Source organism: Novosphingobium indicum, from assembly GCF_014645195.1.
GTDB classification, from domain to species: domain Bacteria; phylum Pseudomonadota; class Alphaproteobacteria; order Sphingomonadales; family Sphingomonadaceae; genus Novosphingobium; species Novosphingobium indicum.
Genome location: NZ_BMLK01000003.1, coordinates 232,906 through 246,341 on the forward strand (window position 1 = coordinate 232,906; position 13,436 = coordinate 246,341).

At 64.3% G+C, this 13,436-nt stretch carries 14 protein-coding genes; 4 read left to right on the top strand and 10 right to left on the bottom strand.

All coding sequences use genetic code 11. The features are described from left to right. Window positions 1-34: 34 nt before the first annotated feature. From ruvC to IEX64_RS04465, 7 genes are all read right to left on the bottom strand, one after another. Complete coding sequence (ruvC, locus tag IEX64_RS04435) at window positions 35-511, bottom strand: crossover junction endodeoxyribonuclease RuvC (RefSeq protein WP_188818473.1); 477 nt, start codon at window positions 509-511, stop codon at window positions 35-37. Window positions 512-520: 9 nt separating this feature from the next. Next, window positions 521-1,264 carry a YebC/PmpR family DNA-binding transcriptional regulator gene (locus IEX64_RS04440; protein ID WP_188818474.1) on the bottom strand — a complete coding sequence of 248 codons (744 nt, stop codon included), beginning with the start codon at window positions 1,262-1,264 and terminating at the stop codon, window positions 521-523. Window positions 1,265-1,389: 125 nt separating this feature from the next. Continuing rightward, on the bottom strand, window positions 1,390-1,707 hold the full coding sequence (locus IEX64_RS04445) for a heavy metal-binding domain-containing protein (RefSeq protein WP_188818475.1): 318 nt from the start codon (window positions 1,705-1,707) through the stop codon (window positions 1,390-1,392). Window positions 1,708-1,800: 93 nt separating this feature from the next. Beyond that, the gene (locus tag IEX64_RS04450) at window positions 1,801-2,037 is read right to left on the bottom strand and encodes a DUF2312 domain-containing protein (RefSeq protein WP_007012906.1); all 237 of its coding nucleotides are present in this window, start codon (window positions 2,035-2,037) and stop codon (window positions 1,801-1,803) included. A gap of 338 nt (window positions 2,038-2,375) precedes the next feature. Next, entirely contained in the window at window positions 2,376-2,525 is a 150-nt protein-coding gene (locus tag IEX64_RS04455) for a hypothetical protein (protein WP_188818476.1), read from the bottom strand. Window positions 2,526-2,790: 265 nt separating this feature from the next. Continuing rightward, a complete protein-coding gene (locus IEX64_RS04460) occupies window positions 2,791-3,774 on the bottom strand; it encodes a copper resistance protein B (protein WP_188818477.1) in 984 nt (327 codons plus the stop codon). Beyond that, entirely contained in the window at window positions 3,771-5,588 is a 1,818-nt protein-coding gene (locus IEX64_RS04465) for a copper resistance system multicopper oxidase (RefSeq protein WP_188818525.1), read from the bottom strand. Before IEX64_RS04465 ends, IEX64_RS04460 begins: the two co-directional genes overlap by 4 nt. A gap of 67 nt (window positions 5,589-5,655) precedes the next feature. Here IEX64_RS04465 and IEX64_RS04470 point away from each other — a divergent pair, with 67 nt between their 5' ends. After that, complete coding sequence (locus IEX64_RS04470) at window positions 5,656-5,931, top strand: metal-sensitive transcriptional regulator (RefSeq protein ID WP_188818478.1); 276 nt, start codon at window positions 5,656-5,658, stop codon at window positions 5,929-5,931. Between the two features lie 89 nt (window positions 5,932-6,020). Here the strand turns inward: IEX64_RS04470 and acnA are convergent, their stop codons facing one another. Next, window positions 6,021-8,705, bottom strand: coding sequence for an aconitate hydratase AcnA (acnA, locus tag IEX64_RS04475; protein ID WP_188818479.1), 2,685 nt, complete (start codon window positions 8,703-8,705; stop codon window positions 6,021-6,023). 132 nt (window positions 8,706-8,837) lie between these two features. Then, window positions 8,838-9,740: a DMT family transporter gene (locus IEX64_RS04480; RefSeq protein ID WP_188818480.1), complete on the bottom strand. Its 903-nt coding sequence runs from the start codon at window positions 9,738-9,740 to the stop codon at window positions 8,838-8,840. A gap of 169 nt (window positions 9,741-9,909) precedes the next feature. On the opposite strand from IEX64_RS04480, the gene IEX64_RS04485 reads away from it, so the two are divergent. The 3 genes from IEX64_RS04485 (at window position 9,910) to IEX64_RS04495 (ending at window position 12,924) form a co-directional block, all read left to right on the top strand. Then, window positions 9,910-11,385 carry a L,D-transpeptidase family protein gene (locus IEX64_RS04485; RefSeq protein WP_188818481.1) on the top strand — a complete coding sequence of 492 codons (1,476 nt, stop codon included), beginning with the start codon at window positions 9,910-9,912 and terminating at the stop codon, window positions 11,383-11,385. Between the two features lie 267 nt (window positions 11,386-11,652). Next, window positions 11,653-11,934: a hypothetical protein gene (locus tag IEX64_RS04490; protein ID WP_188818482.1), complete on the top strand. Its 282-nt coding sequence runs from the start codon at window positions 11,653-11,655 to the stop codon at window positions 11,932-11,934. 288 nt (window positions 11,935-12,222) lie between these two features. After that, entirely contained in the window at window positions 12,223-12,924 is a 702-nt protein-coding gene (locus IEX64_RS04495; protein ID WP_229710061.1) for a hypothetical protein, read from the top strand. Window positions 12,925-13,136: 212 nt separating this feature from the next. On the opposite strand, the gene IEX64_RS04500 is transcribed toward IEX64_RS04495, so the two are convergent. After that, the gene (locus tag IEX64_RS04500) at window positions 13,137-13,340 is read right to left on the bottom strand and encodes a hypothetical protein (RefSeq protein ID WP_188818483.1); all 204 of its coding nucleotides are present in this window, start codon (window positions 13,338-13,340) and stop codon (window positions 13,137-13,139) included. Between the last annotated feature and the right edge of the window lie 96 nt (window positions 13,341-13,436).

A 13,436-nucleotide genomic window follows, 5' to 3' on the forward strand; every position in this document is an offset into this window, starting at 1 on the left:
CGCAGAGGACAAAGCGCGAGGAGGGGCAGGGTTCCTAGCGGTGGCTGCCGAGCATGTTGGCGTGGGTGATGGCAACGGCGAGAGCATCGGAGGCATCCTCGCCTGCAAGCTTCACGCCGGGCAGCAGGACCTTGAGCATCGCCTGGATCTGCTTCTTGTCGGCGCCGCCGGTGCCGACAAGCGCCTTCTTGACGACCTTGGTCGGATACTCGGCCACCGGCATGCCGGCGCGGGCGAGGCTGAGCATGGCGACGCCGCGCGCCTGCCCGAGCTTGAGCGTCGACTGCGGGTTCACGTTGACGAAGACTTCCTCCACCGCGCCGGCATCGGGGCGGTGGAGGAGGATCACGTCGGTCAGCGCCGCGTCGAGTTCGACCAGCCGCTCGGCCATGCCCGCCTTGGCATCGGTGCGGATCTGCCCGTTGGCGACATGGCTGATGCGGCTGCCGCTCTTGGCGACCACGCCCCAGCCGGTGCAGGTGAGGCCGGGGTCGAGGCCGATGATGATCATGGGTTCGGCTTAACCGAGCTTCTCCATGACTTCATCGCTGATTTCATAGTTGCCCCAGACGGTCTGCACATCGTCGTCGTCGTCGAGCGCGTCGACCAGCTTGAGCAGCGTGCTCGCGGTCCCCTCGTCGACATCGACCTTGAGGTTGGGGCGCCAGGCCAGCTTCACGCCTTCGGCCTCGCCCAGACCCTTTTCGAGCTCCGCGGCGACTTCGTGGAGGCTTTCCACCGAAGTCCAGATCGCGTGGCTGTCGGCATCGCTCTCGACGTCGTCGGCACCGGCTTCGATCGCGGCTTCGAGGACCTTTTCCTCGTCACCGACGCTGGCCGGGTATTCGATCAGGCCAAGGCGATCGAAGCCGTGGCTCACGGCGCCGCTGGTGCCCAGATTGCCGCCATTCTTGGAGAAGGCAGTGCGTACGTTGGTGGCGGTGCGGTTGCGGTTGTCGGTCAGCGCCTCGACGATCAGCGCGACGCCGCCGGGGCCGTAGCCCTCATAGCGCACTTCCTCGTAGTTCTCGGAGTCGCCCTTGGTGGCCTTGTCGATGGCACGCTGGATGTTGTCCTTGGGCATCGACTGCGCCTTGGCGGCGTTGACGGCGGCGCGCAGGCGCGGGTTCATGTCCGGATCGGGCATGCCCATCTTGGCGGCGACGGTGATTTCGCGCGAAAGCTTGCTGAACTGCGCCGAGCGCTTTTTGTCCTGCGCGCCCTTGCGGTGCATGATGTTCTTGAATTTGGAATGGCCTGCCATGGGGTCCGCTCGTTGTCTGCCCGCCGCCTGTGCCATGCCGGTGAGCAGCAATGTCGGTGCGGGTCCGTTGGAATAAGGTCGCGCGCCCTTACAACACCGACCGGGCCAAGGGCAACCTGCGGCAGTTACAGCACTACAGCGGTGCCGGAGCAGCTCACCATCAGCATCGAGCCGCCCTGGCCGAGCACTTCGTAGTCGAGATCGATGCCGACCACGGCGTTGGCGCCGAGCTTGATCGCCTCGTCTTCCATCTCGGCGATGGCTTCCTTGCGCGCGCGCTGGAGCACCTGCTCGTACTTGCCCGAGCGACCGCCGACGATGTCGGTGATGGAAGCGAACAGGTCGCGGAAGAGGTTGGCGCCGACGATCACCTCACCCGTAACGATGCCGAGGTACTCGCGGACCGGGCGGCCTTCGACGGCAGGGGTGGTGGTGACGATCATGGCAGGCTCTCCTCGTGACAGGCCGCACGCGCGGCCGGTGATCGAGGAGAGCATAGATCAATTCGATGACCGCGTCATGGCGACCATCCCGGATCAGTCGATGCCGAGCGCGGCCTTGTAGGTATCCAGGATCATGTCCATTTCGCGGCGGTCGTCGGGCTTCATCTTCCGCAGGCGCACGATCTGGCGCATGATCTTGACGTCATAGCCGACCGCCTTGGCCTCGTTGTAGACGTCGCGGATATCGTCCGAGATGCCTTTCTTTTCTTCCTCGAGACGTTCCACGCGCTCGATGAGTAGGCGCAGGCGATCATCGGTGGTTTCGGCCATGGGGTTTGTGCTCCGGTAGAAATCATGGTGAATCGGTTGCCGGCGCTGATAGCGGGGGCGCGGGATTCGGGCAAAGCCGGAACTGTGGATAGTGCCGCCGGCCGCTAAGGGTGCGGTTTCGCAGGGAGGAATGGCAAGCGGTAACTTCGCAAAGTTTGTCCACATCGGCCATGACGGATCTTTGGAGCATGCAATGTTTCCAATGCCTTGCAGGCATGCAAAACTTTACGCCGCGTGCAGGACGGAGTGCCGGGGGATCAACGGTTCAAGGAGCATGGGCAAATGGATGCCGCGCGCAGTATGGCAGGCGGGGCGGGGGTAGGAAACCTCCCGACCCATCAGTTCGGCGGCAGCCCCGCTTCCGCTTCGTTCTTCTGCGGCTCCATCCGGATCAGCGGATAGGCCCGCTCTTCCAGCCAGTGGGCGTTGTGGCCGGGCAGGCCGTAGCGGTAGGGGCGGCCTTCGGCAGGCGATCTCGATCGGGACATGCGCCGGTTCGGACATGGCGGGGCCGGGCGGACGGGCATCGGCATGGGACCGCTGATGGCCAGTCTGCTGCTGCCCCGGCTTGGCGTCGCGATGTTGAGGCGCAGCCCGGATGTGAGGTTCGTTACCCGGATCGGTCTCCGACCTGCCCACCGCCGAGACCCGGACGAACCTGATCTGCCTGCGCGGCAGGACACGCTCGCCCGCGTCGCAGTGGCTGGCCGAAACCCTGCGCACGATGGTCGGGGAGATGGCTTCGGCCTGAAGCTAGAACCAGGCGCGTATTCCGGCCACGAAGCTGGTCGCAGCCGCCCGCTCGCCGCGCATCCGGGCATAGTCGGCACTGCCGCCCACGCGCCATTCGCGCTCCACGCCGATATAGGGCGCAAATTCGCGGGCCACTTCGTAGCGCAGGCGGATGCCCAGTTCGGCCTTGTCGAGGCCCAAGCCCACGCCCAGTTCGGGGATGTCCTGCGCCGAAAGCGTGATTTCGCCGCGCGGCTGAAGCACCAGCCGCTGGGTGATGCGCTGGTCCAGCTCGGCCTCGATCCGGGCGGTGACGTCTCCCTTGTTCGAGACGAAGGCGGCGGCGTCCAGTTCGAACTTGTAGGGGGCGAGGCCCTGAATGCCGATCACCGCGTGCGTGCGGTCCGGCCCGGCGAAGTCCTGCCGGACACCGGCCTGCAGGTCGAACCACGCGCCGATCGCGTGGCTCCACAGCGCCTGCACTTCGGCGTCTTCGGGTTTCTCTCCGAAAGCGCCTTCGCCCTCGCTTTTGATCCAGAGCCTGTCGATGTCGCCGCCGTACCAGCCCTGCACGTCCCACAGGTAGCTGTCGCCGCCCTTGTGCGCCCGGTATTCGAGGCGGTCGGCCATGACCATAGAGTAGGTCATGGCGCCCATTTCGTGGGCCAGCGCGGTGCGCGAGGCCTTCATCGCATCGGCGCCCCAGATCGCGTCCGCCGCGCGGGCGGGGCCGCTGCCGGCGTCGGGCGGCGGCGGGGTTTCGATGGAGGGTACCGCCGATTCCTCCACCGGCATGGCCATCGTATGCGGCATGGCGTGCCCGGCGTGGGGATCGCTGGCAGGTTCGGGCTCGGCATGATGATGGGCATGCGGATCGGACGGAGCCTCGGGCGCGGTTTCCGGTTCGGGCATCGTCATGTCGTGCCCCGCATGCTGCGCCCATGCGGGCTGGACGAGCGCAAGCTGGGCTATCACGAGACCGGGGAGGGCGGACCGTATCCTCATGCCGCGTCCTCCGCCGGGGGGGTGACAGTGACGATCTGAAACATCCCCGCGTGCATGTGGTAGAGCAGGTGGCAGTGAAAGGCCCAGTCGCCCGGCTCGTTGGCAGTCAGGTCGAATTGCGCGCTGCCGCCTGGCTGGACGATCACCGTGTGCTTGCGCGGCTGGTGCGCTCCCTCCGATCCGTTGACCAGTTCGAAGAAGTGTCCGTGCAGGTGGATGGGGTGCGCCATCATCGTGTCGTTGACGAGCCGCACGCGGACCCGTTCGTTGTTGGCGAAGCGGATCGGGTCGTCGCTTACCGCCGAGAACTTCCTGCCGTCGAACGACCACATGTAGCGTTCCATGTTGCCGGTAAGGTGCAGTTCGAGCAGGCGGGTGGGCACGCGGGTGTCGGGATTGGGCTCGAGCGCGACGAGCTTGCGGTAGTCGAGCGTGCGGTGATCGACCTTGTCGAGACCGATGCCCGGCTCGCCCATGCGGTCCACCGGGTTCATCGAGACCATGTCGATGCCCGGCCCCACCTTCACGTCGGGGGGAAGCAGAGATGTGTCGCGCATGGGCATGCCGGACATGTCCATGCCGCTGTCGTCGTCCATCGTCATGGCGCCGCCGGACTGCTCGTCCATGTCCATGCCCTGATGGCCCATGGCGGCGTGATCCATCGCGCCATGGTCCATCTTCCCATGGTCCATATCGCCATGATCCATCTTGCCGTGGTTCATGCCCATGTCGGCCATCGTCAGCAGCGGCGGATCGCGCAGTGGGGGCACGGCAGCGCGCGCACCGGGTTGCGAAGCGAGCGTCGCCAGCGCCATGCCCGTGCGGTCCATGGCCTCGGCGACGATGCTGTAGGCGGCACTCCGGCCGGGCTCCAGGATCACGTCGTAGGTTTCGGCGACGCCGATCTGGAATTCGTCGACCTCGACCGGCCGCACATTCTGTCCGTCGGCGGCGACAACCGTCATTGGCAGGCCGGGGATGCGCATGTTGAAGAAGGTCATCGCCGAGCCGTTGATGATGCGCAGGCGGATACGCTCGCCGGGCCGGAACAGGAACTCCATGCCTTCCTGCGGTCCGCGTCCGTTGGCGAGGTAGGTATAGGTCGACCCGGTCACGTCCGAGATGTCGGTCGGCATCATCCGCATCTTGCCCCACATCCGCCGCTGGGCGCCGGTCAGCGGATAGCGGTCGGTCCAACTCGGGACCTGATAGTTGAAGTAATGCTCGCCCTTCTTGAGCTTATCGAAGATCGTGTGCGGGTGCATCGGCGTGAATTCGCTGAGCAGCAGCACATAATCGCGGTCGGCGGAAACCGGGTCCGGCCCGGCGGGATCGATCACCAGCGGGCCATAGTGGCCGGTCTGCTCCTGCAGCCCCGAATGGCTGTGCCACCAGTAGGTGCCCGATTGCCGGACCGGGAAGGTCGCGGTGAAATGGCCGCCGGCCGGAATGCCGGGAAAGCTGACGCCGGGTACGCCGTCCATCTGGAAGGGCACCAGCAACCCGTGCCAGTGGATCGAGGTTTCGGCATCGAGCGTGTTGTGGATGTTCAGCGTCGCAGTCTGGCCTTCCTTGAGGCGGACGAGCGGCCCCGGCACGGTCCCGTTGACGGCGGTCGCGTGGCCGCGCCGGCCCTGCACCACGCGAGGCCCATGGCCGATAGTGAGGTTGATCGCGGCGCCGCCGACTTCATCGAATCCGGGGCGTATGGCCTTGTCGTGAAGGCTTGCCCCCAGCGCCCAGCGCGGCGCGGCGAAGGCCGATCCCGCAAGAGCCAGTCCGCCAAGAATGCCGCGCCTGTCCAGTTCCACGATTCACCTGCTTGAAAACTTTGCTGCCGCGTACATAATATACCCCCATAGGGTATTTCAAGGAGCACCTATGAGCGAGGAGACGCGCAAGGCGACGGTGAACCGGCTCCGGCGGATCGAGGGGCAGGTGCGCGGGCTCGCGCAGATGGTCGAGGACGAGCGCTATTGCATCGATATTCTGCACCAGATCCAGGCGGTGAAATCGGCGCTCGGCAAAGTCGAAAGCGCGGTGCTCAAGGATCACGCCGCCTGCTGCGTGGCCGAGGCGATCCACTCGGGGGACATGAGCGAGCAGCAGCAGAAGTTCAGCGAACTGATCGAGCTATTTGAAAAAGTGAAGCGCTGAGCCGCACAGAGGCCGCCTCAAACGCTCAAAGAAAAACCCCGCCCCGCGCTTGGCGGGACGGGGTTTTCTGACCGTCAGGCTGGAGCGGTTTACGCGGCCAGCTTGCGCAGCACGTACTGCAGGATGCCGCCGTTCATGAAGTATTCGACTTCGTTGGCGGTATCGATGCGGCACAGCGCGGTGAAGGTGAAGGTCGAGCCGTCGGCTTTGGTGACTTCGACTTCGACGTCCTGACGCGGCTTGAGATCGGCCACGCCCTTGATCGTGAAGCTGCAGTCGCCGTCGAGGCCGAGCGTTTCGCGGGTCTGGCCGTCCTTGAACTGCAGCGGCAGCACGCCCATGCCGACCAGATTCGAGCGGTGGATGCGCTCGAAGCTCTCGACGATGACGACGCGCACGCCCAGCAGGTTGGTGCCCTTGGCGGCCCAGTCACGCGAGGAGCCGGTGCCGTATTCCTTGCCGGCCACGACGACCAGCGGGGTGCCCTGCTCGGCATACTTCATCGCCACGTCGTAGACGGGCAGGACCTCGTCGCCGAAGCGCGAGATGCCGCCTTCGGTGCCGGGGACCATCTCGTTGCGGATGCGGATGTTGGCGAAAGTGCCGCGCATCATCACTTCGTGGTGGCCGCGGCGCGAGCCGTAGGAGTTGAAGTCTTCCTTGGCGACCTGGTGCTCCATCAGCCACTTGCCCGCCGGGCTGTCGGCCTTGATCGAGCCGGCCGGGCTGATGTGGTCGGTGGTGACCGAATCGCCCAGGATCAGCAGCGGCTTGGCCTCGATGATGTCGCTGACCGGCGCCGGGGTCATTTCCATGCCCTCGAAGTACGGCGGGTTGGCGACATAGGTCGAACCGGCGCGCCACTGGTAGGTGTCCGAGCCGACGACGTTGATCGCCTGCCAGTGCTCGTCGCCCTTGTAGACGTCGGCATAGCGGGCCTGGAACATCGCGCGGTCGACGCACGCGTTCATGGTCGAGTTCACTTCCTCGTTGGTCGGCCAGATGTCCTTGAGGAACACGTCCTGACCGGCCTTTGCCCCAGTGGTCGCAACGCCGATCGGGGTGGTGGTGAAGTCTTCCACCACGGTACCCTTGAGCGCGTAGGCGACGACCAGCGGCGGCGAGGCCAGGAAGTTGGCGCGCACGTCGGGCGAGACGCGGCCTTCGAAGTTGCGGTTGCCCGAGATGACCGCCGAGGCGACCAGGTCGTTCTCGTTGATCGCCTTGCTGAGCGGCTCCGCGAGCGGACCCGAGTTGCCGATGCAGGTGGTGCAGCCATAGCCGACGAGGTTGAAGCCGACGTTGTCGAGGTGTTCCTGCAGACCGGCCTTGTTCAGGTAGTCGGTGACGACCTGCGAACCCGGTGCCAGCGAGGTCTTGACCCAGGGCTTCGGCTTGAGGCCCAGCTCATCGGCCTTCTTGGCGACGAGACCGGCCGCGACCAGAACCGAGGGGTTCGAGGTGTTGGTGCACGAGGTGATCGCGGCGATCATCACGTCGCCGTCGGTCAGCTTGTAATCGGCGCCCGCAACCGGGACCGACTTGATCTCGCGCTTGTAGAGATCGGCCATGTCCTTGTTGAACACGTCGTCGACTTCGGTGAGGATCACCTTGTCCTGCGGGCGCTTCGGGCCGGCGAGCGAGGGAACGACGGTCGAGAGGTCGAGCTCGAGGCTGGACGAGAAGACCGGATCCGGGTTCGACGGGTCCATCCAGAAGCCCTGCTCCTTGGCATAGGCTTCGACGAGAGCGATCTGGTCTTCCTCGCGGCCGGTGAGGCGCAGGTATTCCAGGGTCTTGTCGTCGATGCCGAAGAAGCCGCAGGTGGCGCCGTATTCGGGGGCCATGTTGGCGAGCGTCGCACGGTCGGCGAGGCTCAGCGTGGCGAGGCCTTCACCGTAGTACTCGACGAACTTGCCGACCACGCCGTGCTTGCGCAGCAGGTTGGTGCAGGTCAGCACGAGGTCGGTGGCGGTGACGCCTTCCTTGAGCTTGCCGGTGAACTTGAAGCCGACGACTTCGGGGATCAGCATCGAGACCGGCTGGCCGAGCATCGCGGCTTCCGCCTCGATGCCGCCGACGCCCCAACCCAGCACGCCCAGGCCGTTGACCATGGTGGTGTGGCTGTCGGTGCCGACGCAAGTGTCGGGATAGGCGACCAGTTCACCGTTCTGGTCGGTGTCGGTCCACACGGTCTGGGCGATGTTTTCCAGGTTCACCTGGTGGCAGATGCCGGTGCCCGGGGGAACGGCGTAGAAGTTGTTGAGCGACTTGGAGCCCCACTTGAGGAAGTCGTAGCGCTCCATGTTGCGCTGGTACTCGATCTCCATGTTCTGTTCGAACGCCTTGGGCGTGCCGAACTCGTCGACCATGACCGAGTGGTCGATCACCAGGTTCACGGGAACCTGCGGGTTGATCTTGCTGGTGTCGCCGCCCAGCGCCTTGATGCCGTCGCGCATGGCGGCAAGGTCGACGACGCAGGGAACGCCGGTGAAGTCCTGAAGCAGCACACGCGCGGGGCGGTACTGGATCTCGTCACCGGTGACGGGGTTCTTCTGCCAGTCGGCAACGGCCTGCACGTGGTCGGTGGAGACGGTGAAGCCGCCATCCTCGAAACGCAGCATGTTCTCGAGCAGGACCTTCATCGAGAAGGGCAGGCGCGAGACGTCGCCGATCTTTTCGGCGGCTTTCTTGAACGAATAGTAGGCGACGGTCTTGCCGCCGACGGTCATGGTGCTGCGGGTGCCGAGCGTATCCTGTCCGACCTGGGTCATGGTGGGCAATTTCCCCTTCTTTATGGAGCTTGCCTAGCTGGCCCGGCGGTGCCCGGCCGTGCTGCAGCGCGACAAGCGGAATCGTCGGCTCGCCGATGCGCGTTACCGGCCCCGAGGTCAAGGGGGAGCGGCCTATACCAAAGTAGGAGGTCGGGCCTTTCGGGTTGCGATCCAGCACCCGATCACAATCAGGACCGCGCCTGCGAGCGTGGCCGCTTCCACCCTTTCGCCGAAGATCAGCCAGCCGAACAGCGCCGCCCAGAGGAAGCCGGTGTACTCGACGGGAACCAGCACCTGCGCCTCGGCGCGGGCATAGCCCCAGGACAGGAACAGCAGCGCGCAGGTCGCGAAAAAGGCGCCGGCGCCGATCATGCGCAGCGTGGCGGTGTCCGGCCAGACCAGAAAAAACGGCGAAAATACGAGGAAAATCAGCGCGAGGATGCCGTTCTGGAACAGCGCGATCTCCACCGGGCCGGCCAGCAGCGCCTGCTTGCGCTGGAACACCAGATTGAGCGCGTAGAACATCGCCGAGCACAGGATCGCCGCCGTGCCCGCTATCGCCTCGTCCGAAAAGGCGCCCGCGCCGAAACGCCCGGCACCGATCACCAGCACGCCGACGATCCCCAGCAGCGCGGCCACGATCGCCTGCGGACGAATTTTTTCGCCGAGCATCACCGCGGCGAAATATAACGCCACGATCGGGGCGATGAACGAAATGGCGATGCCCTCGGCCAAGGGGATTCGCACCAGCCCGTAGAAGAACAGCACCGCCATGGCCGCCACGATCGCCGAGCGCTGGGCATGGACGATCAGGACATGGCGCCGGGGCAGGGGGCGGCCCGCCGCGAGCCAGACGGGTATCGTCAGCAGCGTGCCGAAGAGATTGCGCAGGAACAGCGCGGTCAGCACGCCCACGGCAATCGAGGCGCCCTTGATCGCGGCGTCCATCGCACTGAACGCGCCGATCCCCGCGACGACCGACAGGACCGGCAGCCACGATGGCGGGGAGGCGGGTTCGGACGAGGGCGCGTGCATGGTGCCTTTGCGTCTCGCCCCGCGCGCAGTTGTGCGCAAGCAATTCATCGCAGCGACAGCACAAATGCTTGAAGATGTCCCGGCAAAGGAGCAGATCGGAGCGTCCGCTGCGGATTGGCCCCGTTTGCAGGGACGTTTTCGAAAGCAAGGTAGGGCAGGCTTAATCAAAATGGCGAATTTCAGGCAGTTGAATGCCGGTGTGGTATCGGGTCTGGTGGCGTTCGGTCTCTCGGCGCAGCCGGTGCTGGCGCATAAGACCAAGACGGAACTCCCCGAAAGCATCCTGCCGGAAACCGCGCCGACGGTACCGGCGACCAGCAAACCTGCGGCCAGATCGGAACCGGCTGCGGCACCTTCTGCGGTGCCCACGCAGGTGCCGGGTCGCACACCCGCTGCCCCTTCCACTTCCGAACCCCTGCCGGGCACCGTGCAGACGATTGCGGAACCGGTTGTGCAGGAACTGTTCCTGTCCGAACCGGTGATGTCCTGGTCGCTGGCGGATGCGCAGGACCTGCTTTCGACGATCGAGCTGATCGGCAAGGAAGGGCTGCTGCCCGCAGACTACAAGCCCGCCGCGCTCAAGGCGGCGATTGCCGCGGGCGAAGGCGACGAACTCGATGCGCTCGCCAGCAAGACCTTCGGCTGGCTGATCGAGGACCTGCGCGACGGACGCACGCCGATGGAGGACCGCGTGCAGTGGTTCGCCGTCGATCCCGATCAGGACGACATGCCGACCGCCGAGATCATGGCGCAGGCCCTGTCCGAGCATGACGTGCCGGGCGTGGTCGACAAGCTGGCCCCGACCAATCCCGACTATGCCGCGCTCAAGGCCGAATACAACGCCACGCCAAGGGCCAACAAGGCGACGCGCGCGCTGATCCAGGCGAACATGGACCGCTGGCGCTGGCTGCGCCGCGATCTGGGCGACGTCTACCTGATGACCAACGTGCCCGAGTTCCAGCTGCGTCTGGTGGTCAAGAACAAGATCATCCGCACTTACAAGACGGTGGTCGGCAAGCCCGGCCGCACGGCGACGCCGCAGCTTGCCGAGACGGTTTCGGGCGTGGTCTTCAACCCGACCTGGACGGTTCCGCAGTCGATCGTGAAGGGCGAGGGGCTGGGCGCCAAAGTGCTGAACAATCCCGCCTGGGCGCGCAATGCAGGCTACAAGGCGACCAAGGCGGCGGACGGCACGGTCTATGTGGTCCAGCAGCCGGGGCCGACCAATTCGCTCGGCCTGATGAAGATCGACATGCCCAATCCGCATGCGATCTATCTGCACGACACGCCCTCCAAGCAGTACTTCGACCGCGATGTGCGCGCCTTCTCGCACGGGTGCATTCGCACCGAACGCGCGGTGGAGCTTGGCATGACCATGGCGATCCTCGGCGCGCAGATGCCCGCCGCCGAAGCCGCCGATATCTCGCGCTCGGGCAAGTACACCAAGGTCGAGATGACGCGGACGTTCCCGGTCTACCTGACCTACTTCACCTATGCCCGCTCGATCGACGGCGACCTCAAGGCCTTCGGCGACATCTATGATCGCGACAAGCCGGTGCTCGACAGCTTCACGCAGCCGCGCGAACTGAAAACCACCCAGCGCAAGAGCGACGAGGAAGTGATCCAGCTGGACAATCCGCTGTGACCCGCCGGCCTTCCTTTTCGAAGGAAGGTGCCCTCGTGGAGAATACCCGCTAACCCCTCGTCATTGCGAGGGCCGCAGGCCCGCGGCAATCCAGGGCGGTTTTGGTTGCTCTGGATTGCTTCGCGACGCTCGCAATGACGAAGTTGAAACATATCTCGCGGTCGACAACCTGTACCGCATCGGCGATTGCGCGGGCCCGCGCCCTTGCGCGCCGCGCGCCCGCGCCCCACGTAGCAGGCAAGCCCACCGCCAAACCAGAGGACGCCCATGACCGAGAAACCCGACAGCCGCATCCAGAGCGCGACGTCGCGGGTCATCGAACTGGAAGCCGAACTCGAGGCATCGGGAAGCGCGACTACCGAGGAAGCGGCACTGGCGCGGGCAAAGGAAATCCTCCACGCCTGGGTGGACAGCGTCACCGCCGTCGTCGCGACACCGGGCGTGGGCCGCGCCACGCTGATCCACAAGGACGGCACGGAGTCGCGCATCGCTTCGCCCGACCTGCCGTTCAAGCTGGCGGTGCCGGTGAACTTTGCGAAGCGGGATTGAGTGCGCGGATAGCGTTCAAGCATGCCCCGATTCCAGCCGCACCGCTCATCCTGAGCTTGTCGAAGGATGGATGGTCACCCCGTGCGGCAGAGGGCTAAGGGTGAGGGCATAACATTTATGGCGGCTTTTGGGACGCTCGCGCAGGCCGTTTGATGACCGGAATGTCGGGGGGAGCGGACATTCGCCTTCCGGACGCGAACGGCAATTAGGGGTGGGAAGCGGTCTTTCCGATGACGGCTACAGAAGATAGATAAGCGGGCAGGTAATGCATGCTTGGGGAGAATGAGGTTGCGGGGGATCGCCAAGCTCTTTGGGGCATTCAAGCCGCACGGGCAATCCGTCCTTGGACAGCAAATCAGTTCCACACTATGTCTTGGTATGGTTTTGCCGCCTTCGTTCGAATTACTTTTCCAGTGGATCGAGGCTAGGCGATGCTTTGTAGATGCGCCAGGCGGCAGGATTGGCTTCCTCTTTCCTGAAGCTGAAATGAAGCGAGGCTGGACTGATCATGGGCGACCGGGGGGCACCGACATTGAGTTCGCCGCGGAAGGAAATGCAAACTTAAGATATTGGTTTAAGGCAGCAAACCCTGATGTTATGAGTCGGCTCTGCGTTTTCGCCAAGTCGGGCGGTGACGGTTCTATGGCCGCATTCTGGTTAGCCGAAGATGGTACTCAGAAAATTGTCCATCTGGGTTCTGGATCGGGGTCTGTAACACTCTGCATTCTTGCCGAAGACCCAGTGGATTTTCTAAGGCTGCTGGCCATCGGATATGATGAGATTTGTTGGGGCGACGCCTATTCCGAACCGCCGAATGCCAACGGTGAGTTTATCGTTGAGCCCAATTTTGCTTTTAGAAATTGGATAGTGGACACGTTTCACACCACCATCCCGACTCAGGCCACCGAGATAGTTCGCCACCCGGCATCAATGGACGACGAGCATTCTGAGGACGCCTTCTGGCAGTGGGTGAGGAAGCACATTTGGTGAACGACTTCTTTGAGGGGCTCGATGTCGTCGAGCGAATGACCTGCAGGGGCGTGTGCTGCCATTAAGCAAAGCGGCAGTAATGTCGGCGCGGCCGGTCAGGCTGCTTCCCGGTTAAAATGCTGAAATGCTGCCCTTCTGGTGAACGTTCGACCGCTGTCGGCACCGCGCAAACTTGCGCTGGACGACAGCGAAGTCGGGGTGAGCGGACATTGCTAGTCGTCAATTTCTACACGCATGCAGGCTTGAAAGATGCGCGTGTCGCCTTCCTCGCGATGCCAAATCTCGACTACGCTGTAGTAGTTGAAATAGCCTCCCATTTCCTTGGAAACGGTCTCGCCGACGCGCGGTAAGAACGTGAACTCTCCTTCAAAAAGGGGCTTCATCTCGTCCTTCTCGTAAACTTCGACTTTCGGCATGGCTTTCTCCTCATGCCGTTCTGGGACAACCGTTCGACGTCCGCAATGTCGGCGTATCCGGAAAGGCAGCTTTTGCTTCAGACCGTGAATTTGCCG